The organism is Ectorhizobium quercum (genome assembly GCF_026552795.1).
GTDB lineage: Bacteria > Pseudomonadota > Alphaproteobacteria > Rhizobiales > Rhizobiaceae > Ectorhizobium > Ectorhizobium quercum.
In genome coordinates this window covers 97,150-121,770 of record NZ_JANFPI010000007.1, presented here as the reverse complement: position 1 = coordinate 121,770, position 24,621 = coordinate 97,150, and the positions used below count along the sequence as shown (strand labels likewise).

15 protein-coding genes are annotated in these 24,621 nt (G+C 64.6%); 4 read left to right on the top strand and 11 right to left on the bottom strand.

Annotation, left to right across the window (positions count from 1 at the left end; genetic code table 11):
- Window positions 1-60: 60 nt before the first annotated feature.
- From NOF55_RS19470 to NOF55_RS19450, 5 genes are read right to left on the bottom strand one after another with little or no spacing between them, the layout of a single operon-like run.
- Entirely contained in the window at window positions 61-1,065 is a 1,005-nt protein-coding gene (locus NOF55_RS19470; RefSeq protein ID WP_306412781.1) for an oligopeptide/dipeptide ABC transporter ATP-binding protein, read from the bottom strand.
- Window positions 1,062-2,009 (bottom strand): ABC transporter ATP-binding protein, encoded by a 948-nt coding sequence (locus NOF55_RS19465; protein ID WP_306412780.1) that lies wholly within the window; start codon window positions 2,007-2,009, stop codon window positions 1,062-1,064. The genes NOF55_RS19470 and NOF55_RS19465 overlap by 4 nt, the downstream gene beginning before the upstream one ends.
- Window positions 2,006-2,890, bottom strand: coding sequence for an ABC transporter permease (locus tag NOF55_RS19460; protein ID WP_306412779.1), 885 nt, complete (start codon window positions 2,888-2,890; stop codon window positions 2,006-2,008). The genes NOF55_RS19465 and NOF55_RS19460 overlap by 4 nt, the downstream gene beginning before the upstream one ends.
- Complete coding sequence (locus NOF55_RS19455; protein ID WP_306412778.1) at window positions 2,887-3,837, bottom strand: ABC transporter permease; 951 nt, start codon at window positions 3,835-3,837, stop codon at window positions 2,887-2,889. The genes NOF55_RS19460 and NOF55_RS19455 overlap by 4 nt, the downstream gene beginning before the upstream one ends.
- Window positions 3,837-5,444, bottom strand: a complete 1,608-nt coding sequence (locus NOF55_RS19450) for an ABC transporter substrate-binding protein (RefSeq protein ID WP_306412777.1) — start codon at window positions 5,442-5,444, stop codon at window positions 3,837-3,839. The genes NOF55_RS19455 and NOF55_RS19450 overlap by 1 nt, the downstream gene beginning before the upstream one ends.
- 206 nt (window positions 5,445-5,650) lie before the next feature.
- On the opposite strand from NOF55_RS19450, the gene NOF55_RS19445 reads away from it, so the two are divergent.
- From NOF55_RS19445 to NOF55_RS19435, 3 genes are all read left to right on the top strand, one after another.
- The gene (locus NOF55_RS19445; RefSeq protein ID WP_306412776.1) at window positions 5,651-6,322 is read left to right on the top strand and encodes a GntR family transcriptional regulator; all 672 of its coding nucleotides are present in this window, start codon (window positions 5,651-5,653) and stop codon (window positions 6,320-6,322) included.
- 106 nt (window positions 6,323-6,428) lie between these two features.
- Window positions 6,429-7,487, top strand: coding sequence for a 2,3-butanediol dehydrogenase (locus tag NOF55_RS19440; RefSeq protein ID WP_306412775.1), 1,059 nt, complete (start codon window positions 6,429-6,431; stop codon window positions 7,485-7,487).
- Between the two features lie 214 nt (window positions 7,488-7,701).
- Entirely contained in the window at window positions 7,702-8,310 is a 609-nt protein-coding gene (locus NOF55_RS19435) for a DUF922 domain-containing Zn-dependent protease (RefSeq protein ID WP_370869004.1), read from the top strand.
- 64 nt (window positions 8,311-8,374) lie between these two features.
- Here NOF55_RS19435 and NOF55_RS19430 read toward each other — a convergent pair whose 3' ends face one another.
- The 4 genes from NOF55_RS19430 to NOF55_RS19415 all read right to left on the bottom strand — a co-directional run bounded on the left by NOF55_RS19430 (window position 8,375) and on the right by NOF55_RS19415 (window position 12,520).
- Window positions 8,375-9,613, bottom strand: a complete 1,239-nt coding sequence (locus NOF55_RS19430) for a saccharopine dehydrogenase family protein (protein WP_306412773.1) — start codon at window positions 9,611-9,613, stop codon at window positions 8,375-8,377.
- Between the two features lie 59 nt (window positions 9,614-9,672).
- A complete protein-coding gene (gene nspC, locus NOF55_RS19425; protein WP_306412772.1) occupies window positions 9,673-10,770 on the bottom strand; it encodes a carboxynorspermidine decarboxylase in 1,098 nt (365 codons plus the stop codon).
- Between the two features lie 159 nt (window positions 10,771-10,929).
- A complete protein-coding gene (locus tag NOF55_RS19420) occupies window positions 10,930-11,121 on the bottom strand; it encodes a hypothetical protein (protein ID WP_306412771.1) in 192 nt (63 codons plus the stop codon).
- Between the two features lie 292 nt (window positions 11,122-11,413).
- Entirely contained in the window at window positions 11,414-12,520 is a 1,107-nt protein-coding gene (locus tag NOF55_RS19415) for an NAD(P)/FAD-dependent oxidoreductase (RefSeq protein ID WP_306412770.1), read from the bottom strand.
- A 543-nt stretch (window positions 12,521-13,063) separates the two neighbouring features.
- On the opposite strand from NOF55_RS19415, the gene NOF55_RS19410 reads away from it, so the two are divergent.
- Window positions 13,064-21,547, top strand: a complete 8,484-nt coding sequence (locus tag NOF55_RS19410; protein ID WP_306412769.1) for a GH36-type glycosyl hydrolase domain-containing protein — start codon at window positions 13,064-13,066, stop codon at window positions 21,545-21,547.
- 52 nt (window positions 21,548-21,599) lie between these two features.
- On the opposite strand, the gene NOF55_RS19405 is transcribed toward NOF55_RS19410, so the two are convergent.
- On the bottom strand, window positions 21,600-22,400 hold the full coding sequence (locus NOF55_RS19405; RefSeq protein WP_306412768.1) for a glycosyltransferase family 32 protein: 801 nt from the start codon (window positions 22,398-22,400) through the stop codon (window positions 21,600-21,602).
- Between the two features lie 131 nt (window positions 22,401-22,531).
- Entirely contained in the window at window positions 22,532-24,292 is a 1,761-nt protein-coding gene (locus NOF55_RS19400) for a glucan ABC transporter ATP-binding protein/ permease (protein ID WP_306412767.1), read from the bottom strand.
- Window positions 24,293-24,621 lie beyond the last annotated feature (329 nt).

The window sequence follows — 24,621 nt, the reverse complement described above, 5'->3', positions numbered from 1 at the left end:
GGAGCGGGTTGAAAACGAAAGCGGTCCATCGGTGCCCGACGGACCGGCGTGCGCGGCGCCTCAGGCGCCGAGCGGAAAAAGGCAGGCGACGGAACGGCCGGCCTGCGCCCGGGCCAGCACCGGATCGTCATGGCGGCATTCCTCGCGGGCGAAGACGCAGCGCCCGGCGAAACGACAGCCCCTGGGCAGATCCAGCGGGCTCGGTATCTCGCCCGGCAGCGGCTCGGTAATCGGCGCGAAGAATTCCGGGGCGGCAATCCTGAGCGCCCGCGCGTAAGGATGGGCGGGCGCGGACAGCACCGCATTGGTCGGCCCGGTCTCGACGATCCGCCCGAGATACATGATGGCGATTTCCTCGCACAGATAGCTGGCGACGCCGAGATCGTGGGTGATGAACAGAAGCGTCAGCCCCATTTCGCGCTGGAGGCGGCGCAAGAGGTTGAGAAGCTGCGCCTGCGTCGAGACGTCGAGGCCGGAGACCGCCTCGTCGGCGACGAGAACGGACGGGTTGGAGGCAAGCGCCCGGGCAATCGCCACGCGGCGCACCTGCCCGCCGGAAAGGCCGGCGGGATAGCGCTGCACGGCCTCCTTCGCCAGCCCGACGCGGGCGAGAAGTGCCTCCACCCGCGCAGGAATCTCTTCTTCGGGGCAGATGCCGAAATGGCGCAACGGCTCGGCCACCAGGGCGCCGACCGACATGCGCGGATTGAGCGAGCCGCGCGCGTCCTGATAGATCATCGCCACCTCGCGGGCGAAATCCGGCCCGGCGGCGCGGGCCTCGGCAATCGGCCGGCCGCGATAGAGCGCCAGCCCGTCGCTCGGCTCCGTCAGGCCGAGCAGCACGCGCAGCAGGGTCGACTTTCCCGAGCCGCTTTCGCCGACGAGCGCGATGCTTGCGCCTTTGGCGACCTTCAGCCTCACGCCGTCCAGCGCCTTGAGATCCTGCTTGCGGCGGCCGAGCAGCCCGTTCCGGCGGGCGACCTGATACACCTTCTGCACGTCGAGAAGCTCGAATATGCCGGGTTCGGAGGCGGCGTCCGTTTCCGCAGAGGTCGTCTGGTTCATTCCGGGTTCCAGCAGGCCAGCGCCCGCCCCTCCTTTTCAACGAGTGCGGGCCGCTCCCCGGCGCAGCGGGGCAGCGCCCGGGGACAGCGCGTGGCGAAGCGACAGCCCGCCGGCATGGCGTCGTAGCCGGGCACATTGCCTTCCGGCGGGGTCAGGTCCTCGGCGCCGATTTCCAGAACGCAGGATTTCAGCAGGCGGGTATAGGGGTGGCGAGGCGCGCGCAGCACGTCGGCGCATTCGCCCGCCTCCATGACCTGCCCGGCATAGAGGACGACGATGCGGTCGCAGGCCTGGCTGGCCAGCGCCAGATCGTGCAGCACGAAGATGCAGCTCGCACCGCGTGCCCGCGTCTGGTCGAGGATGAGGCGGACGATCTGCGCCTGAATGGTCACATCGAGCGCGGAGGTGGGTTCGTCGGCGAACAGGAGGTCGGGGTTGCAGGCCAGCGCGATGGCCACCATGACCCGCTGCTGCATGCCGCCGGAAAGCTGGTGCGGAAAGGCCGAAAGCCGCGCGGACGCATCGTTGATGCCGACACCCTTCAGGAGTTCGACCGCCCGTTCCCGCGCGGCCTTCGCGTCGAGGCCCAGCTTGCGGCGCAGCACCGAGATCAACTGGCTGCCGACCGTGTAGCAGGGGTTGAGGGCCGTTCCGGCGTCCTGAAACACCATCGACAGGCGCGAACCGCGCAGCCGTGTCCATTCCCTTTCCGGCAGGTCGAACAGGTCGGCCGCGCCGTCGAACCGGGCGCTGCCTTCGATGCCGATCGTGCGGCGGTCCAGCAGCCCCATCAGGGCCATCGCGATCGTCGATTTGCCGGCGCCGCTTTCGCCCACCAGCGCCAGCGTCTCGCCGCGCCGGAGCCTGAGGCCGACATTGTCGAGGATCTTCTTGTCGCCACGGTGCAGGGTCAGCCCGTCCACTTCGAGCAAACAGTCGGTCATGCGCCGTTCCTCAGCTTGGGATCGAATTCCTCGCGCACGCCGTCGCCCACCACGGAAAGCGCAATCAGCAGCACGGCCAGCGCCATGCCGGGCACGCCGGACATCCAGGCGGCGAAGCTGACGAAGCCGCGCCCTTCGGCAATCATCAGGCCCCAGTCCGGGGTCGGCGGGGTCACGCCGATGCCGATGAAGGACAGCGAGGCCGAAACGAGGATCGCTTCGGAGATGCGGATCGTCACCTGCACCGCCAGCGGAAAGACGACGTTGGGCAGGATATGCCGCCAGACGATCTGAAGCCGGGGAATGCTCATGAGGCCAGCCGCTTCCACGAAGAGCTGCACCTTCACCTGCATGACATCCGAGCGGACGGTGCGGGCGAAGGGGCCGATCAGGGACAGCCCGACCGCCAGGATCACCTTGTCGACCCCCTGGCCGAGAATGGCGATGAAGGCGACCGCCATGACGAGCGACGGCAGGGCGAGGATCGAATCGATCAGCCGCACGAGAATCCATTCGGGCCAGCCGGTGGAAAGACCGGCGGCCATGCCGAGCACGAGGCCGCCCGCCGCGCCGAGAAGCACCGAAAGCAGACCGATGAGCAGCGCGTAGCGCGCGCCGTGGATGACGCGGCTGAGGAGATCCTGACCGAAGCTGTCCGTTCCGAACCAGTGCGGATAGCTGCCGGGCGGCGCCATCATCGCGTCGATGTTCTGGTCGACCGGGCTGAAGGGCGCGACCCACGGGGCGAAGAGTGCGGCCACGACATAGACGAGCGTCACCGCCAGCGCCAGCGTGAAGAACGGCCTGCGGACGAATATGGAGCGGCGGCCGGAGCCGGATTTCCGCGGCGCGGCGGAGGCTGCTGCGTTTGCGGATGTCATGACCGTGCCCTCAGCCGGGGATCGAGGAAGGGATAGGAGAGATCGACGAGCAGGTTGACCAGGATGAACAGCGTCGCCGTCATCATCACCCCGGCCTGGACCACGACATATTCGCGCCCGAGGACGGCGGAGGTGATCATCTGGCCGATGCCCGGCAGGTTGAAGACGGTCTCTGTCAGCACCGCGCCCTGCAGCAGCGCACCGAGCTGGAGGCCGAGCATGGTGGCCAGCGGCATGGCGATGTTGCGCACGCCATGCACCCAGATGATCCGCCATTCCGGCTCCCCGCGGGCGCGGGCAGCGGCGATGTAGGGCTGTTCCATCACCTCGATCAGCGTGGCGCGGGTCAGGCGCACGATCATGCCGACGAAGTAGGTGGAGAGCGTCATCGCCGGCAGGATCATGTGATGGATGCCCTTGAGCATATCGTCCCACGGCGCGACGAAGCCCATGACCGGAAACAGGCCGAATTTCACCGCGAAGACCCAGATCAGCAGGATACCGAGAAAGAAGGACGGGAACGCCGTGACCGTCAGCGCCCAGGAGGCGACGCCGATGTCCCACACCGTGTCCTTGCGCACGGCGGAAAGAACGCCGAGCGGCACGCCGATGACGATGGCCAATGCGAGAGCGCAGGCCGCCAGCGTCAGCGTCACCGGCAGCGCCTCGACGAAAGCGTAGGTGAAGATGTCGACGCGCGCGATATAGGAGGTGCCCCAGTCGCCGGTCATGAAGTTTGCCGCCCAGGTGAGATATTGCTGGGCCACAGGGCGATCCAGCCCCAGTTCGTGCATGATCGAGGCGTGGGCTTCGGGCGAATATTCCGAGCCGAGCAGAATCTGGACCGGATCGCCCGGCGCCAGCTTCAGCAGGCTGAAGCTGGCGACCGAAACGATGAACAGGACCACCAGGGTCTGCGCGATCTTCGAAAAGACCTGACGCAGCATCAGGAGAGGCTCACACCGTGGAGATCGATGAGATCGGCCGGAATGTAGGTGAAGCCCTGCACTTTGGTGCTGAAGACCTTGTAGATCGGCATATGCGCGATGAGGGCGATGGGTGCCTCGTCGATCAGCAGGTCCTCGGCGGCGTTGTAGAGCTTCGAACGCTCCGCGACGTCGAGAATCTCCTGGGCCTCGGCGCAAAGCCGGTCGAACTCGGTGTTCACCCAGCCCGGATAGTTCCACGAACCGTCGGAGCGGAACTCCGGATAGAGGGTTTCGTCCGGATCGAGATCGGCCACCCATTCGAAGTCGAACAGGTCGAAGGCGCGGTCGTTGCGCCGCTGCACCCAGGCGGTCGGCTCCATCAGCTCGAGTTTGACCTTGATGCCGATCTCCGCCAGCATCGGGGCGACGGTCTGGGCGATACGGGTCGAGACGGCGGTGCGTTCCGACATGATGTAGACCGCCTCGATCTCTCCCTGATTGGCCGCTTTCGAGCGGAAATCCTTCGCCTTGTCCAGATCGAAGTAATGGCCGCGGCCGGACGTGGCGATGTTCGGATCGAAGAAGCCGGACATCGGCGGCGAGATGGGCGTGTAGGCCTGCTGGGCCCGGCCGAAATAGGCCTGCTTTATGAGGGCCTCGCGGTCGAGCGCATAGGCGACGGCGCGGCGCAGGTTCACGTCCTCGAACGGACCCTGGCGGGTGTTCATGCCGACGAAGGAATAATTGCCCTCGATGCCGCCATAGACCGTGGCGCCCGGAAACGCCTCGACCTGCGGCAGGAGTTGCAGCGGGCAGTTGGACATGCCCTCGATCTGCCCCGCCATCAGCGCCGCGACGGCGGTCGAGGCCTCGCGCATGATCATGAAGGTGGCCCGCGAAAGCTTCGGCATGTCCGGCTCGAAATAATCCGGATTGGCCTCGAGCTCGACGGAATCGTTTTCGCGCCAGCTGACGAATTTGAACGGACCGGTGCCGACCGGGTTGCGCCCGTAGTCCATGCCGTATTTCTCGACGGCGGCCGGGCTGACGATGGTGCCCGCACGGCCCGTCGATCCGGTCAGCGCCACCGGCAGGAAGGCGTAGGGCTTGGAGAATTTGAGGCGGACCGTCAGCGGGTCGACGATCTCGATCTCGTCGAGCAGGGCCAGTTTCCAGGCATGTGGCGACGTCGGCTCGCCTTCCTTCACGCGCAGCAGGGAGAACTTCACGGCCTCGGCGTCGCAGACCGTGCCGTCGTGGAATTTCACGCCGTCGCGCAGCTTGAAAACGTGGGTCTTGTCGTCCTCGAGGATCCATTCCTCGGCGAGATCCGGCTCGAAACGGACCGTTTCGCCGTCATACGTGACCTTGAGCAGACCGTTATGGATGTTGTTGATGATCTGGATGGCGTTCAGGAAGCCGGTAAAGTGCGGATCGAGCGTATCGATATGCGAAAGCGAGGCGATGCGGATATGACCGCTCTGCTGGGCCCGGGCCAGGCCGGGAAGGAAGCCTGCGCCTGCGCCGGCGAATGCCGCGGCGCCGACCCCCTTGAGAAAGCTGCGGCGGCGCATCCGGGCGGCCATGCGCGCTTCGAGAATGGCCTTGTGATCTATGACGTTCATGACGTTCCCCTGGTTCTTTTTGACTCTCCTTCCGTGGACGTTTCGAAACCCGCCTTGCGACCGAAGGATCGCGCGCCGAACCATGCCGTGACACCCTTCGTTCGCCCGAAGGCAAGGCCGCCACGGTCTCCCTATCGCTGCCGTCTTTTTTTTGTTAAATTCATACTGCCAATATATGTATACATAAACAAGAGAAAAGTGTTCCTTTGCTGAAGGCGAGTGGTCATTCACAAACACGGACTGCGGATACGGTCCATTCGGTGATCGTCAAACGGATCGTGACGGGCGCGGTGCGGCCGGGCGACATGCTGAGCGAGAAGGCGCTGGCCGAGGATTTCAACACGTCGCGCACGCCGGTGCGGGAGGCCCTTCACCGGCTGAGCGCCGAGGGGCTGGCCGAGCGCGGCCCGCGCCGCGCCTTCATCGTCAAGAGGATGGACGTCGAGGCCTTGCAGGCCCTGTTCGAGGCCGTCGGCGATCTGGAAGCGCTCATGGCGGGCAAGGCCGCCCTGCGGATGACCGAAATCGAACGCCAGATGCTGGCCGCGATCGTCCAGGAGGGCGAGGACCACGCCGACGATCCCGACGCCTATGCGGCGATCAACACCCAGTTCCATGCCGCGATCAGCGCCGGGGGGCATAATTCCATCCTGTCGGCAACGCTTGCCGAACTCAATCTCAGGACCCTGCCCTGGCGCGGTGCCCAGTTCAGCAACCGTTCCATGCGCATCGCAAGTTCGCGCGCAGAACACCGGGCCATTTACGAGGCCATCGCCGCGCGCGATGCGGCGGCTGCCGAAAACGCCATGCGCACCCATGTCGCGGCGTCGTTGATGGTCATTTCCGAAGTGCTTGCCGAAGAAAAGCTGTCCGACTGATCCGTCCGTCTTTGATTTCTGTCAATGTCCGGCAGGCGCCGGGCGTGTCTTATGGCGGTCAGGCGGTGCAGGCCGCCCGGAAACGAAATCAGGAAAGGACAAAGCCATGAAAGCCGCTCGCTGGCACAAGGCGCACGATATTCGCGTCGAGGAAGTGACCGAACCCGGCCCGTCCGCCGGTCAGGTGAAGATCAAGGTCGCGTGGGCCGGCATTTGCGGCAGCGACCTGCACGAATACGTCGCCGGGCCGATCTTCGTTCCGGTTTCCGCACCGCATCCCGTCAGCCATGACGTCGCGCCGATCATCATGGGCCATGAGTTTTCCGGCCAGGTGGTCGAGGTCGGCGAGGGCGTGACGAAGGTCAAGCCCGGCGACCGCGTGGTGGTCGAGCCCATTCTGGCCTGCGGGAAGTGCAGCGCCTGCCTGCACGGCAAATACAATGTCTGCGAAAGCCTCGGCTTCCACGGCCTCTCGGGCGGCGGCGGCGGTTTTTCGACCTATACGGTGGTCGGTGAGCGCTGGGTGCATCCGATGCCGGAAGGGCTTTCTTACGAGCAGGGCGCGCTGGTGGAACCGGCGGCGGTGGCGCTTCATTCCGTGCGCCTGTCGAGCCTCAAGGCCGGGGGAACGGCGGTGGTCTTCGGTGCCGGCCCGATCGGGCTGCTGATCGTCGAGGCGCTGCGGGTCGCGGGAGCCTCGAAGATCTATGTCGTCGAGCTTTCGGAGCAGCGTGCCGCCAAGGCGCTGGAACTCGGCGCCCATGCGGTCGTCGATCCGTCGAAGGCGGATGCGGTGGCGAAGGTGCGCGAACTGTCCGGCGGCGGCGTCGACGTGGCCTTCGAAGTCACGGGCGTCCCGGCAGTGCTCCAGCAATGCATCGATTCGACCCATTACGAGGGCGAGACGATCATCGTTTCCATCTGGGAAAAGCCCGCCTCCTTCCAGCCCAATACGGTGGTGCTGAAGGAGCGGACGCTGAAGGGCATCATCGCCTATCGCGATATCTTTCCGGCGGTGATGGACCTGATGATGCAGGGCTATTTCCCGGCCGACAAGCTGGTGACGAAGCGGATTCCTCTCGACGACATCGTCGGGGAAGGCTTCGAGGCGCTGGTCCGGGAAAAGCAGCACATCAAGATTCTCGTGCAATCGCCCGAGGCCTGAGGCCGTCCTTACCGGGCCCTCGGTATCATGGCAAACCCCTCTCCCCCGTCAACCCCGGGCTCGACCCGAGGGTCCATGCAAGGGGTGCCGCTGGATGCTCGGGTCAGGCCCGAGCATGACGGAGGGGGGCGACAGGCACATTCTCAGCAGTCTGGCGGCGGCGCATTGCGCCGCCGTTTGCGGTTGGGTAGGGTGCCGGCGATCTCGTCAAACGATGGAGCCTTTCTTGCGTCCAGCCTTCCTGTTCCTCGCGCCGCTGCTGGCGCTGTCCGGGCTTGCAACGCCTGCTGATGCCCAATGGAAGGCCGCCGAGCAGTTCGTGACCTATCCGGTGTCGGGCAGCACGGGCATGGAACTCTACCAGTCCATCGGCAGGAACGGGCCGACGATCGGAAACGGCGTCCGCACCATCGCCCATACGACCTTCAAGCTGTTGTGGAGCCGCGATTACCAGCAGCGCGGCAGCGCCTGCGTTCTGGCCTCCGCCCGGCCCAGCCTGACGATCATCTACACGCTGCCGAAGCCGTCCGGCCGGCTGTCTCCGGCGCTCAAGGCCAAATGGGACACGTTCATTGCCGGTATCCGGGCGCATGAGGCGGTGCATGGCGTCAACATCACCGATATGGTGCGCGAAATCGAGCGGTTTTCCGTCGGCCTGACGGCGGAGAACGATCCGGGTTGCCGGAAGGTCCGCGAAAAGCTTCAGGCCCAGCTGAAGATCATTTCCGATGCCCGCCAGCAGAAGGAGCGGGATTTCGACCGGGTGGAAATGGGCGAGGGCGGCAATGTGCAGCAGCTCATTCTGGCGCTGGTGAACGAATAGACCTTTCGGGAAAACAAAAAAGGCCCGCTGGCAGGGCGGGCCTTTCGCGTTGCGGGGCGATGGCTCAGAAGCTCAGTTCGCGGTCGCCGTTCTCGTCGCGGATGCAGGTCTGGAGGCCGATGCGGTTGAGGACGTTGATGAACGGCTTCGGCGGCAGTTCCTCGACGTTGACCATCTTCTTCGCGTCCCAGTCGCCCTGAGCGATGAGGATCGCGGCGGCGACCGGTGGCACGCCGGCGGTGTAGGAGATGCCCTGGCTGCCGACTTCGAGATAGGCTTCCTTATGGTCCGCGACGTTGTAGATGAAGACCTCGCGCTCCTTGCCGTCCTTGATGCCCTTGACGAAGTCGCCGATGCAGGTCTTGCCTTCGTAGCCCGGGGCGAGCGAGGCCGGATCGGGAAGAACCGCCTTGACCACCTTGAGCGGCACGACCTCGAGGCCCTCGGCCGTCTTCACCGGCTGTTCGGAGAGAAGGCCGAGATTCTTCAGCACGGTGAAGACGTTGATGTAGTGATCGCCGAAGCCCATCCAGAAGCGCACGTCGGCGCCGTCCATGTTCTTCGCCAGCGAATGCACCTCGTCGTGACCGCAGAGATAGGCGCGGCGGGTGCCGACGACCGGCAGGTCGTAGTCCTTGCCGATCTCGAACATCCTGTTCACCTGCCATTCGCCCTTCTGCCAGGAATAGACGACGCCTGTGAATTCGCGGAAGTTGATTTCCGGGTCGAAGTTCGTGGCGAAATACTTGCCGTGGCTGCCGGCGTTGATGTCGACGATGTCGACGTCCGTCACCTTGTCGAGATATTCGTCCTTGGCCAGACGCGCATAGGCGTTGACGACGCCCGGGTCGAAACCGGCGCCGAGGATGGCGGTAATGCCCTTTTCCTCGCACTCGGCGGCGCGCTTCCATTCGTAATTGCCGTACCACGGCGGGGTTTCGCAGATCTTGCCGGGCTCCTCGTGGATCGCGGTGTCGATATAGGCGACGCCGGTGTCCATGCAGGCGCGCAGCACCGACATGTTGAGGAAGGCGGTGCCGACGTTGATGACGATCTGCACGCCCGTCTTGCGGATGAGATCCTTCGTGGCCTCGATATCGAGCGCGTTCAGCGCATGGCCCTCGAGAACGCCCGGCTGCTTCAGAGCCTTCTTTTCATGCACGCTCTCGATGATCTGATCGACTTTCGCCTTGGTACGCGAAGCGATATGGATATCGCCCAGAATGTCGTTGTTCTGCGCGCACTTGTGCGCCACGACCTGAGCTACGCCGCCGGCGCCGATAATCAGGACATTCTTCTTCATCTCACACGTAAGCCTCCGTGGACCTGTGGGTGGTTGAGGGATAGTGCCGGCCTGAGTTTTCAGGACAGGCTCTGCTTGTAATCCTCGTAGGAGAATTCGCGAACGGTTCGGACGGTGCCGTCGAGCTCCCTGATGGCGATCGCCGGCATCTTCACGCCATTGAACCAGTTCTTCTTGACCATCGTGTAACCGGCGGCATCCTGAACGGAAAGCCGGTCGCCGGCCTTCAGCGGCGCGGGGAAGCGGAAGGTGCCGAAGATGTCGCCGGCAAGGCAGGACTTGCCGCAGATCATGATCTCGTGCTCGCCTTCGTCCGGCTCGATCTTCGCGCTCTGGCGGTAGATGAGCAGGTCGAGCATGTGTGCCTCGATGGACGAATCCACGATGGCGAGGTCCTTGCCGTTGTGGAGCGTGTCGAGCACGGTCACTTCCAGCGTCGCGCTTCTGGTGATCGCCGCCTCGCCCGGTTCCAGATAGACCTGAACGCCGTATTTTTCGGAAAACGCCCTGAGGCGCGCGGCGAACCGTTCCAGCGGATAGTCGTCGCCGGTGAAATGGATGCCGCCGCCGAGGCTCACCCATTCCGCCCGGGCGATCAGGTGGCCGAAGCGGTCCTCGATGACCGCCAGCATCTCGTCGAAACGGCCGAAATCGGCGTTTTCGCAATTGTTATGGAACATGAAACCGGAAATCCGGTCCATCACGGCCTCGATCTTCTCCGGGTCCCACTCGCCGAGGCGGGAGAAGGGGCGGGCCGGGTCGGCGAGGTCGAAATCGGAGGTCGAGACGCGCGGATTGACGCGCAGGCCGCGAATCCGGCCCTCGGAGACGGAGGAGAAGCGTTCGAGCTGGCCGATGGAATTGAAGATGATCTTGTCGCAGTTCGCCAGAACCTCGGCGATCTCGTCATCGGCATAGGCGACCGAATAGGCATGGGTCTCGCCACCGAATTTCTCGTGGCCGAGCTTGATCTCGTAGAGCGAGGAGGAGGTCGTGCCGTCCATGTAGTCTTTCATGAAATCGAACACGCCCCAGGTGGCGAAGCATTTCAGGGCCAGCAGCGCCTTGGCGCCGGAAAGCTCACGGAGACGCTTGATCTTCTCCATGTTGGCAAGAAGCCGGGACTTGTCGATGAGGTAATAGGGCGTCGGGAGCATCGGCATATTCCGTCAGGTTGAGAAAAGCGGCGATCCATTCGCCTTTCCGCGTGGCGGTGCCGGAACGAAGGTCCGGCGGAATGCTCCCATACAAGTGTTCCCCCCGCTTCTCAAGGGGAATCGGACCCCGCGCCCTGTGCGGGGCGCGGAATCGTGCCTTCAGGCGACGTGCGGGCGCTGTTCCTTGCCGAGAAGGCGGCCTATCGCCGTTTTCACGTCCTCGGGACTATGGAAATGCTGGCCATCGAGACCAATCACATGGAATTTGACGGCAATGAATTTCAGCTTGTCCTCGTCGGGAACGACAATACCGACCGGAACGCCTTCGAATTCGATAGTCTGCTTTTCCATTGAAACCTCCTCAACGGTTTCGTCTGTCCTGATTCCGCTTGCGGAATGCGGCTCGTTCATCCCGAGCAGGGTTTACTGTCGCGAGGCTTACATAAGACGACAGTCGGGCGCTTCAATGGCTGTTCGAAGCATTTTTTGATAGAATTTTTCGTCATTCTTTTGTCATAAATGGCGTGCCGGAAAATTATTCTTTGTATCGCAAATATGGAAGTATTCTATTCCCGATCGTCAATGGACCGCCGAAAGCCTTTCGCACAGGCGCTTTTATTAAACATGATTTATATAGTCAAGATTATTCGCCCGTCACCCGATCGACCGCCAGCCGTGCGATCGCCAGTGCCGAGGTCAGGCCGGGGCTTTCGATGCCGAACAGGTTGACCAGCCCGGCAAGGCCGTGGATCTCCCTGCCGTCGATACGGAAATCGGCTGCGGGATCGTCCGGTCCGCAGATCTTGGGGCGGATGCCGGAATAGCCCGGAAAGAGGGCCGCATCGGGCAGGCCGGGCCAGTAGCGCCGGATCGCCGCATCGAAACCTTCGCCGCGGCGCGGATCGACCTCGTAGGCGATGTCGTCCACCCATTCGACGTCGGGGCCGAAGCGGGCCTGGCCCGCGAGGTCGAGGGTCAGGTGAACGCCGAGGCCGTGGGCATGCGGCGCCGGATAGACCAGGTGCGAGAAGGGGGCCTTGCCGGACAGCAGGAAATAGCTGCCCTTGGCGTAACGGGTCGGCGGAATGTGGGCGGCGTCCAGACCGTCGATCCGCCGTGCCGTCGTCGAGGCATGAAGTCCCGCGGCGTTGACGAGAACCGAGGTGGAAAGCTCCATCGGCTCCGCACCGCCCGCGGTGACGACGAACTCGCCGTTCCGGCAGGCCGCGCCCTCGAACGGCGTGTTGAAGGCGACAGATGCGCCCTCGTTCTCGGCGTCGCCCAGCAGGGCCAGCATGAAGGTGTGGCTGTCGATGATGCCGGTGGACGGCGAATGGAGGGCGGCAAGGCAGGAGAGGGACGGTTCCAGCGACAGCGCTTCTTCGCGGTCGAGCAGCCGCAGGTCGTCGCAGCCGTTCGCTTTGCCCTTGGCGAGCAGGCCCTCGAGGGCCGCGATCTCTTCCGGAATGGTGGCGACGATCAGCTTGCCGCAGCGTCGATGGGGAACGCCGTGGCTTTCGCAGAAGGAATAGAGGCGGTGGCGGCCTTCGACGCAGAGCCGGGCTTTCAGGCTGTCCTTCGGATAATAGAGGCCTGCGTGAATGACTTCGCTGTTGCGGGAGGAGGTGCCGGTGCCGATGGCGCCCGCCGCTTCCAGGATGACGGTGGAAAACCCCCGTGCGGCGAGTTCCCTGGCCGTGGCGAGCCCGACGACGCCGGCTCCGATGACCACCGCGTCAATATCCGCCATCGACCTGCCCTTTCCCGTTCGCCTGCCCGCCCAATATAGCCTTCCGCTTCCGCCGCTCAAGCGCAAATGGCGGGTCGGCTGCGCAGTCGATTTTCCTTTTCGTTGCTTGCATCCGGCCTGTTGCGGTGGCAAGGATCAGATCGTAGCGCATTCGCTCGAAAGGGGCTTCAGGCCATTTCCGGGAAGGCAATGGCGCAGGGGCGAATGCGGCAAGCGTGGGGAAACCTGTGTTTCGGCACGACCGGGAAAGCCGGACCATCGCCGTCGCAGCGGCCGGACAGGTCGCTGTGCGAGCGCAGGAATCAGCACGGAATCTCATGGGTTTGCGCCGGTTAACGCAAATTTGCCGGGTTTCATGGACATTGCGTGTCGCGCGTCTATCTATCCGTGGACCGCAAGACCCGCGCCCCGTTTCGTTCAGCAGCGGTACAGGAACCGATTGTTAGAACGAGCCGTTCGGGGCACATCTGCGAGTGCATGCCCTCCAGCCGTTTCCGACTAACGGTGCCATTCAACTCTGTTCGTTCTGAAATTTGAAAATCCATGTCCGATCATCATAAAGCATCCGCTGCAACGCCAGAGTTCGATCCGAGGCAGATCGACCATAACGGGTCGATTCGGGCCGGTTACATGACGGCGGAGGAACTGAGCGTCTGTGCAGCGGCGCTCGCCTCCGGCCAGATTTCCGAATTACCGGGCTTGCAGCCGTTCGAATTCTTCTCGCGCCATCGCGAGAACGAGAAGGAAATCCTCAAGGTCTACCGCGCGTCGGCCGTGGATGTCGAAGCCGGCGCGACGATCACGCCCGCGGCCGAATGGCTTCTCGACAACCACTATATCGTCGAGGAGGCGATTCAGGAGGTCCGCCGCGATTTCCCGAAGAAGTTCTACCGCCAGCTTCCGACCCTGACGGTCGGCGGCACGGAACTGCCGCGGACGCTGGTGCTGGCCTGGCTCTACGTCGCCCATACCCAGAGTGCGGTGAACACGGAAAGCCTCGCCACGATGGTCGAGGGGTTCCAGTCCGTTCAGACGCTCGAGATCGGCGAACTCTGGGCGCTGCCGTCCTTTCTGCGTTTCGTGCTGATCGAAAACCTGCGCCGCATCGCGCTGCGGGTCGAGCGCTCGCGCGAAATGCGCCGCCGCGCCAACGACGCCGCCGACGAGGTGATCCGCCTCAACGACGAGGCGGCGTGCCGGGATCTGCTCGCCTCCATCGCGCCGCTGGCCGCCGATTCCACCTTCGTCACGCAGTTCCACTATCGCCTGCGCAACGGTTCGCAGACCTCCGATTTCGCCATCAAGTGGCTTGAGGAGCGTCTCAGGGCCGCCGGAACGGATGCCGAGGCCGTCGCGGCCTGGGAACAGAATCGCCTGTCTTCCGGCAACGTGACGATGGGCACCCTCATCAAGAGCCTGCGCCTCATCAACGATACGGAATGGTCCGTCTGGTTCGAGGATGTCAGCCAGATCGACAGGATCCTGCGTGCCGAGACGGATTACGGCGCGCTCGATTTCGGTTCGCGCAACGCCTATCGCAACCGCATCGAGATGATCGCCCGCCGCTGCGGCAAGAGCGAGGTGGATGTCGCCCGGACCGCGATCCGCCTGGCACAGGACGCCGCCGCCGATCCGGACGGCGACGGGCGCGAGGCGAATGTCGGCGCGTTCCTCGCCGGTTCGCGCCGGAGCGAACTGGAAAAGGCCGTCGGCTATCGTCTGCTGACCGTGCAGCATGTCGTGCGCGCCATCCGGCGGATGAACTGGTTCGCCATTGCCGGGCCGGTGCTGCTCATCACCGTTCTGGCGATGGCGGCGGTCGGCTGGTTCCTGGGAAGCCTCGGCCTGGGCTGGCCGGTCATCCTCCTGTTCCTCCTGATGTTCTCGCTGCCGGCATCCGAGGGCGCCACGGGCCTCTTCAACATGCTCGTGACCTTCTTCGTGCGGCCGGCGCGCCTCATCGGCTTCGAATTCAAGGAAGGCATTCCCGAGGACGCGCGCACGCTGGTCGTGGTGCCGTGCCTGATCGGCAACCGTGACCAGGTGGATGAACTCGTCCGCAATCTGGAGGTCCACTATCTCGCCAATCCGCACGGTGCGATCTCCTTCGCCCTGCTGTCCGACTGGCCGGATTCGAAGGTCGAGGAAAGCGAGGCCGATACCGAGGTTCTCGACTATGCCAAGCAGGAGATCGCCCGCCTGAACCGGCGCTACAAGGATGTGGGCGAGCGCTTCTATCTCCTGCACCGCCGCCGTCTGTTCAACGAGACGGAAGGCGCATGGATGGGCTGGGAGCGCAAGCGCGGCAAGCTGCACGAGCTGAACCTGCTGCTGCGCGGCGACCGCGATACCGGCTTCCTGCCGGGCGCGAACCGCGTTCCCGCCGGCGTGAAATACGTGATGACGCTCGATGCCGACACGCGCCTGATGCGCGAGGCGGTCACGAAGCTCGTCGGCAAGATGCACCACCCGATCAACCGCCCGGTTCACGATCCGAAGACCGGGCGCGTCGTGTCCGGCTACGGCGTGCTGCAACCGCGCGTCACGCCGTCGCTGACGACCGGCCAGGACGCGTCGGTTTTCCAGCGCATCTTCTCCGTCAGCCGCGGCATCGATCCTTACGTCTTCACTGTGTCCGACGTTTATCAGGACCTGACCGGCGAGGGCACCTTCACCGGCAAGGGGCTCTACGATGTCGACGCCTTCGAAAGGGCGCTCAAGGGCCGCATCGAGGAAAACACCGTGCTCAGCCACGACCTTCTCGAAGGCTCGTTCGCCCGCTGCGCCCTCGTGACGGATGTCGAGCTGGTCGAGGATTTCCCGACCCGCTACGAGGTGGAAATGTCGCGCCAGCATCGCTGGGCCCGCGGCGACTGGCAGCTCATTCCCTATATCCTCGACGCGGCGCGCGACATCACCGCGCTCGGCCGCTGGAAGATGATCGACAACCTGCGCCGCTCGCTGATGCCGATCGCATGGGCTTTCGCCTCGGTTCTCGGCTGGTATTTCCTCGATCCGCTCGGCGCGATGGTCTGGCAGATCATCCTGATCTTCAGCCTGTTCGTCGCGCCCACGCTGTCGCTGCTGAACGGCCTCATTCCCCGCACCACGGATATCGTGCCGAGCGTTCATTTCAACACGATCCTGTCGGATATCCGCGATACCAACGCGCAGGTCGCGCTGCGAATCGTCTTCATCGCCGACAGCGCTTGGATGATGGCCGATGCCATCGTGCGCTCGCTCTACCGCCTGTTCGTCAGCCGCAAGAAGATGCTGGAATGGCGCACGGCCGCCAGCGTGCAGTCGAGCACGCAAGGCTCGATCGCCGCCTATTACCGCCGGATGTGGCATGCGCCGGCGGTGGCCGTCGGCAGCCTGACCTTCGCGGCGGCGGCCGGCGACAACGCCTTCCTCGTCGGCATGCCCTTCGTGTTCCTGTGGGTGATCTCCCCGGTCATCGCCTGGTATGTCAGCCAGTCCGCCGAAACCGAGGACCAGCTCTTCGTGCCGGAGAACGTGGCCGTCGGCCTGCGCCGCGTCGGACGCCGCACCTGGCGCTATTTCGACGTCTTCGTCGTTCCCGAGCAGAACTACCTGCCGCCGGACAACGTGCAGGAAACGCCGCAGTTTTCGGTCGCCACACGCACGTCGCCGACCAATATCGGCGTCTATCTCCTGTCGACGATTTCCGCCCGCCGGTTCGGCTGGATCGGCTTCCAGGAAACGATCGAGCGGCTGGAGAACACCGTCTCGACCATCGAGAGGATGGAGAAATATCGCGGCCACCTGTTCAACTGGTATCATACCGATACGCTGGACACGCTCGGCCCCCGCTACGTCTCCACCGTCGACAGCGGCAATCTCGCCGGCCATCTCGTCGCGGTGTCGTCGGCGCTGCGTGAATGGGCGGAAGCGCCTTCTGCCCATCTCCAGGCCGATCTCGACGGCCTCGGCGACGTGGCCGGCATCCTGACCGAAGTTGTGGCGGAACTGCCGGACGACCGCAAGAACGTCCGGCCGTTGCGCCGCCGTCTCGAAGAGCGCATCGCCGGTTTCTCGACGGCGCTCGTTTCGGTGAAGCGCGAGCATGAATTCGCCTCGATCCGCATCATCAACCTCGCCGTCCTCGCCCGCGACCTCGACAAGCTCGCCGCAAACCTTCACCACGAGGTCAGGTCGGCGGCATCCGAGGAGGTGACGAAGTGGACGCAGGCGCTGGTCCGGACCTGCGAGGGCCATGTGGCCGACAGCGTGTTCGACATTTCCAACATCGAGCCGCTGCGCGTCCAGCTCGCCTCGCTGCGCGACCGTACCCGCAATCTCGCCTTCTCGATGGATTTCTCGTTCCTGTTCCGCAAGGAGCGTCGCCTGCTTTCCATCGGCTTCCGCGTCGACAGCAATGAGCTGGACGAGGCCTGCTACGACCTTCTGGCATCGGAGGCGCGCCTCACCAGCCTGTTCGCCATCGCCAAGGGCGACCTGCCGACCGAACACTGGCACAAGCTCGGCCGCCAGGTCGTGCCGATCGGCGCGCGCGGCGCGCTGATTTCCTGGTCGGGCTCGATGTTCGAGTACCTGATGCCGCCGCTCGTCATGCAGGAACGCCAGGGCGGCATCCTCAACCAGACCAACAACCTGATCGTGCAGGAGCAGATCAACCACGGCCGCCGTCTCGGCATCGCCGCCTGGGGGATCTCGGAAGCGGCCTTCAATGCCCGCGACCATAACCTGAACTACCAGTACACCAACTTCGGCGTGCCGACGCTGGGCCTCAAGCGCGGCCTCGGCCAGAACGCCGTCATCGCGCCCTATGCGTCGATCCTCGCCAGCCAGTACGATCCGATTTCGGCCTACCGGAACCTCGAGGTGCTACGCTCGCTCGGCGCGCTGGGGCTGTACGGCTTCCACGACGCGGTCGATTTCACGCCGACCCGCGTCCCGGATGGCCAGACCTGCGCCGTCGTCTACAATTATTACGCCCACCACCACGGCATGTCGGTGGCGGCGGTCGCCAATGTCTGCTTCAACGGCTGGCTGCGCGAGCTTTTCCATGCCGATCCGGTGATCGAGGCGGCGGAACTGCTGTTGCAGGAAAAGGCGCCGCGCGAAGTGCCGGTGATGAGCGCCAAATACGAGGGCGAAACGCCCGGCAAGGGGCAGGGCGAGCTGTTGCGCGCCGAGTTCCGCCATATTGCCGATCCGCAGACGAAGGACCGGGAACTGGTGTTCCTGTCGAACGGCCATTACTCCGTCATGCTGACCGCGACGGGGTCCGGCTATTCGCGCTGGAACGGCCAGAACGTCACGCGCTGGAAACCCGATCCGACGGAAGACCGCTGGGGGACGTTCATCTTCCTGCGCGACACGGTCTCGGGCGACTGGTGGTCGGCGACCGCCGAGCCTCGCCGCATCGCCGGCGAAAGCAGCAAGGTGATGTTCTCCGACGACAAGGCGGAGTTCCACAAGACGGCCGGCGAGATCCAGAGCACGGTCGAATGCATCGTCGCCAACGAACACGATGCCGAAGGCCGCCGCATCACGCTGATCAACACCGGAACCGAGGATCGCTTCATCGAGGTGACGTCCTACATGGAGCCGGTGATCGCCAGCGACGGCGACGACAACGCCCATCCGGTGTTTTCACGCATGTTCATCAGGACCGAGATCAGCCGCAGCGGCGATGCGATCCGGGCCTGGCGCAACAAGCGCAGCCCGAACGACCCGGACATGTGGGTGGCGCATCTGGCCTCCGACAATTCCGGGCCGGCGCGCCCGACCGAGTTCGAGACCGACCGGCGCCGCTTCATCGGCCGCGGCCGCACGCTCGGCGAGGCGGCCGCCTTCGATCCGGGAGCGACGCTTTCCGGCCTGGATGGCTTCACGCTCGATCCCGTCATGGTGTTGCGCCGCGTCGTGCGCGTGCCGGCCGGCAAGAAGGTCCAGACCGTGTTCTGGACCATCGCCGCGCCGAACCGGCTGGAAATCGACAAGGCCGTCGACCGCTACCGTCATCCCGAGGCCTTCGCCCAGGAGCTGGTCCATGCCTGGACCCGCACCCAGGTGCAGTTGCGCCATGTCGGCGTCACCTCGCAGCAGGCCGTCGCCTACCAGCATCTCGGCCGCTACCTGACCTATCCCGACATGCACCTGCGTGCCGATGCGGGCACGGTGGAGGCGGGCCTCAAGCCGCAATCCGCGCTGTGGGGGCTGTCGATTTCGGGCGACTTCCCGATCTTCACCCTGCGCATCAACGACGACCTCGACTACGACGTGGTGAAGGAGGCGCTTTCGGCGCAGGAATATCTGCGCTCGCGCGGCGTCGTCAGCGATCTGGTGATCCTGAACGAAAAGCCCTCCTCCTATGCGCAGGACATGCAGCACGCGCTGGAGGGACTGGTGGAAAACGCCCGCCGCTTCGCCCAGCAGTCGGGCGACGGCCGCCCGAACGTGTTCACGGCCCGCCGCGACGTGATGGACGAGACGACGTGGAGCGCGCTCATCGCCGTCTCGCGCGTCGTGCTCCACGCCCGCAACGGCAAGATCATGGATCAGGTGAACCGCGCGGTTCAGCTCTTCTCCGGCCCGGCCACGGCCTCGCGCCTCAGGGACGAGCGGGAAGCCGCCGTCCCGGCACCGCTGCCCGCCCCGTTCCCGAACGCGCGCGCGGTGGACGACAAGGGCGATCTCGACTTCTGGAACGGCTTCGGCGGCTTCACGCCGGACGGCAATGAATATGTCGTGCGTCTCTACGGGGGACAATCGACGCCGCAGCCGTGGATCAACGTCATCGCCAATCCCGAGTTCGGCTTCCACGTTGCCGCCGAGGGCGGGGCCTTCACCTGGAGCCGCAACAGCCGCGACTACCAGATCAGCCAGTGGACGAACGATCCGGTGACCAACCGTCCCGGCGAGGCTTTCCATATAGCCGATCTCGGCACGGGTACGGTCCACACGCCGTTCGCCGCCCTGTCGAGCCATCCGGAAACGCTCTACGAAGCGCGTCACGGCCTCGGCTACAGCCGCTTCCTGACGAGCCACGACGGCCTTGCCCTGGAACTCACCCAGACGGTCGACCGCGAACGTCCGGTCAAGGTGTCGCGCCTGACGCTTACCAACCACGGCAAGGCGAAGAAAACGCTGCGCGTCTACGGCTCGGTCGAATGGGTGCTCGGCAACGACCGGGCGAAGACGGCTCCCTTCATCCTGAATTTCAAGGATGAGGATGCCCCGACCATCGTCGCCACCAACCCCTACAGTCTCGCCAATAGCGGCCGTTACGCCTTCTTCTCGGCCAGCGAGGCGGTGTCGGGCTGGACGACCAGCCGGCGTGAATTCATCGGCCGAAACGGCACGATCCGCCTGCCGCAGGCCGTCGCCGCCCGCTCGGTGCTGTCCGGTGCGATCGAGAGCGACGGCGATCCCTGTGCGGTGCTGGCGGTCGACGTCACGCTTGCGCCCGGCGAGACGAAGGACGTGTGCTTCCTGCTCGGCGACACGGACTCGGCGGAAGCGGCCCAGGCGCTGGCCGAACAGGTCCGCACGGAAAGCTTCGCCCGGATTCTCGACAGGCAGACGGCGTTCTGGGCCGATTTCACCGGCCGCATCCGGGTCGAGACCCCGGACAAGGCATTCAACCATCTCGTCAACCGCTGGCTGCCCTATCAGGCGCTCGGCTGCCGCATCATGGCCCGTGCCGCCTTCTACCAGGCCTCCGGCGCCTTCGGCTTCCGCGACCAGCTCCAGGACACGCTGAACCTGATATTGCAGGACCCGTCGCTGGCGCGCGCGCAGATCCTCAACGCCGCCGCGCGGCAGTTCCAGGAAGGTGACGTACTGCACTGGTGGCTGCCGGATACGGGCGCCGGCGTGCGCACCATGATCTCCGATGACGTGGTGTGGCTTGCCCATGCGGTTCACCGCTATGTCAGCACCACCGGCGACAGGACGGTGCTGGACGAGACGCTGCCCTTCCTGATCGGCGAAGCGCTGAAACAGGACCAGCACGACAGCTTCTTCACGCCGGAGGAGAGCGACGATGTCGGCAGCCTCTACGAGCATGCCGCCCGCGCCCTCGATCTGGCGGTCGCCCGCACCGGCGACAACGGCCTGCCGCTGATCCTCGGCGGCGACTGGAACGACGGCATGAACCGCGTCGGCATCGAGGGCAAGGGCACGAGCGTCTGGCTCGGCTGGTTCCTGGCCGCGGCGCTGCGCGACTTCATTCCCTATGCCGAGGAGCGCGGTGACGCCGCCCGCAAGGAGCGCTGGGGCGCTCATCTCGCATCGCTCAAGGCGGCCCTGGAAACGGCGGGCTGGGACGGCGCCTATTACCGCCGCGGCACGTTCGACAACGGGTCGCCGCTCGGTTCGACGCTCTCCGACGAATGCCAGATCGACTCGCTCGGCCAGTCGTGGAGCGTGCTGACGGGCATCGGCGATCCGGCGCGGGCCGAACAGGCGATGGACGCGGTGCTGAACCAGCTCGTGGACGGCGACGAGAAGATCATCCGCCTGTTCACGCCGCCCTTTGCCGAAACGCGCAAGGATCCGGGCTATATCAAGGCCTATCCGCCCGGCATCCGCGAGAATGGCGGCCAGTACACCCATGCGGCCATCTGGGTCGTGCTGGCGCTGGCGAAGCTCGGCCGGAACGAGGATGCGTGGCGCTGCTTCTCCATGCTCAATCCGGTCAACCACGCGCTGGACAGGGATGCCGCCGAAAAGTACCGGGTCGAGCCCTATGTCGTGGCGGCGGACGTCTATGGCGAGGACTTCAAGGCCGGGCGCGGCGGCTGGACCTGGTATACGGGCTCCGCCGGCTGGCTCTACCGCACGGCGGTCGAAGGCATCCTCGGTATCGTCCGCACGCCGGACGGCATCGATGTCGCGCCCGTGCTGCCGGAGGCATGGCCCGGCTATTCCGCCGACGTCACGCTCGACGGTCGCACGGTCAGGATCGCCGTTACCCGCGAAGGTGAGAAACCGGTCGTCACCATCGACGGCGAGGTCGTCAGGCCCGACGCCTGAGGCGAGCCGCCGGAACGGAACGGCATGAGGCCGGGTGCGCAAGCACCCGGCCTCATGCGTTTGCGTAGCGGTCCCGCGCCCAGGCGATCAAACTTCCCGGCGGCGCGTTTTCGAACCATTCCGGCTGCTTGCGGAAACAATGCAGGCCGATGACCTGCGGGTCGTCGAGCAGATGCCGGAAGGGATGATCGCGGAACGGCGTGTCGGAATAGGCTTCCTCGGAATAGAAGCTCTTGTAGCCGAGCAGCAGGGGTTCGAGCTTGTACTTTTTCACGTAATAGGCGCAGGCGTGACGGCCCCAGTGGTTCCAGGGGTGGTCGGAAAAGTCGGTTGGCTCGCCACGCAGCCTTTTCACAAAACGGCTCCAGCGCGGCTTGAGATGCGCCCAGGGGCCGAGTGCGTCGCGATGGAAGGCGTCGAGCATCGCGGTTAGTGCCGGATGATCCTTTGGCCACCACATCACGGCGACGCAGGGCAGGCCGTGCTGCTCGACGCCGAGGAGAAGGCGGTCCGGCCGGGGGATGGGGCGCAGAAGCAGCAGGTCGGAATCGCACCATATGCCGAGCCCTTTTTGAAGCATCGCCAGCCGCCAGATGTCCGACTTGATCACCGTCGGTATGTTGCGCTTCGGGTCGTCCAGCGCCGCTTTGGGAAACACCGCCTCGGCGTCCAGGCACTCGATGCCCTCCGGCAGATTGGCCACCGGCTCGTAGGCGTAGAAGCGGACCGGATGGCCCATGCTCCGCCAGCTGCGCAGGCAAAGCTTCTGAAAGTCGGGAAGGCGGGGGCCGATCCAGAAGGTCGCGAGCGTCGGCAGGTCGGCGGTCGTCGGCGGGGGCGGTGTATCGGGCATGGGCATTCGACCTTTGCGTGACATGGCTGGTCCGCTTCGGGAGCCGGGTTAGCGTAAGCCACACACGTCTGGCAAGCCGAAAGGACGAGCATGCTCTTCCGGCGTTCCGGCTGGTCGGAAAGGCGCGACGTTCAGTGCGCCAGAGGGGTTTTCGTCTTGCCGTCGTCCTCGATGGTGATGCCGCTTTCCTTGAGCAGGGCGGCGAAGCGGCCTCCGGCATGGCTCAGTTCGTCATAGGTGCCGGTTTCGAGGATGCGGCCGTGTTCGATGAAGATGACGCGGTCGGCGTCGCGGATGGTCGAAAGCCGGTGGGCGATGATGAATGTCGTCCGGCCCTTGCGCAGCCGGTCGATCGCGTCCTTCACCTTGCTTTCGGTCTCCACGTCGAGGGCGCTCGTCGCTTCGTCGAGGATCAGGATCGGGGCGTTCTTGAGAATGGCGCGGGCAATGGCGATGCGCTGGCGCTCGCCGCCCGACAGGCGGTTGCCGCGCTCGCCGACGCGGGTGTGGTAGCCTTCGACGCGGCTTTCTATGAAATCGCTGGCTGCTGCTGCGGCGGCGGCGGCATGCACGTCCTCGTCGCTGGCGCTCTCGCGTCCCAGGCGAATGTTCTCGGCGATCGAGCGGTCGAGCAGGCCCGAATCCTGGAATACGGTGGCGATTGCCCGGCGCAGCGACTGGCGCGTCACGGTGGCGATGTCCGTCCCGTCGATCAGGATCTCGCCCTTCTGCGGATCGTGGACGCGCTGGAGCAGGTTCACCAGCGTCGTCTTGCCGGCGCCGGTCGGGCCGACGATGGCGAGCGTCTGCCCCGCTTCGACGCTGAAGGACACGTCGCGGATGCCCTGTGTGGTCTTGGCGAAATCGAACGAAACGTTGCGGAATTCGACGTTGCCCTTGACGTTCTTCAACTCGACGGCGCCGGTATTGTCCTCGCGGTCGCGGACGGCGTCCTCGAGCTTGTAGAACTCCTCGAGCTTGGCCCGGGCCTCGAAGATCTGGTTGGCGAACTGGAGCATCTGGTCGAGGCGGCCGATCAGCAGGGTTGCGAAACCGGTGAAGGCGATGACGTCGCCGACCCTCATCTCACCCTTCTGGACCAGAACCGTGCCGATGACGAGGATGATCATCATCGAAATGGTCGAGGCCATGCGGTTCAGCGCGCTGGCAAGCGCCCACCAGTCGAGAACCGGATATTGCACGGAGAGAAGCCGGCTGGTGAATTCCTTCAGCGCCCGCGTTTCGGCTTCGATGCGATTATAGCTGTGAATGACCGAGACGTTGCTGATGCAATCGCTGACATGGGAGAAGACCCGGTGATAATGGGTTTCCACGGCGGCCTGGCCGTCCTTGGTCCTGCTCATCACCAGATTGCCGATCACGACGTAGAGCACGCCGAGGCCGATCAGCACCATCGTCAGGCGCACATCCATCGACAAGGCTGTCGGAATGAGCAGGGTGAGCGCGACGGCGGTCGCCAGATGCGAGCGCATGAATTCCAGCCACAGGCCGAACAGCGAATCGGAGGCGCGCAGCAGCGTATGCAGCGAATTCGACGTGCCGCGCCGGTTATGCCAGGAGAGCGGCATGGAAACGATGCGCTCGAAGGCTTCCGTCAGAAGCGAGGCGCGCCGGCCATGCGCCAGACGATCCGCTTCGCGGGCCACCATCACGAATGCGATCGTGTTGAACACCGCAAAGGCCGCCCACATGAACAGGACCGGCTCGACGTTGCCTTTCGTGGAGATCGCCTCGATGATCTGGCCGAAGAGAATCGGTTCGACGATGGTGATGACGGCGAGCACGACATTGGCTGCGACAACCAGCGACACGCGAAGGCGGTTGGCCCCGAGATACTTCAGCGCGCGGAAATAGACCTGCAACAAAGACAAATGGGAAACCTCGACGAAACCGGAGGCCGCTTTTCCGCAGAACGGCGCCTCCGTCACCCGTTTGAGGGTGGCAAGCAAATTTGGCGAATCATAGTTCACTTTCGATCACGGGAACACCGTTTTGTTGTCATGCACAGCCGCGCGCGGATGAAAGTGCGGGATGGACCTCGATCAAATTGTGCCCTGTCAATAATCGCTTTGCGCGATGCGCCGTTCCCGTTTACGTTTGTAAGCCTTTCACGGGCTGAGGGAGGACGGGCGCAACGTCTGTTTCCCGGTGTCGATATCGACGCCTTGCCTACACCGTTCGACCAAGCGGGGGTCCCTTG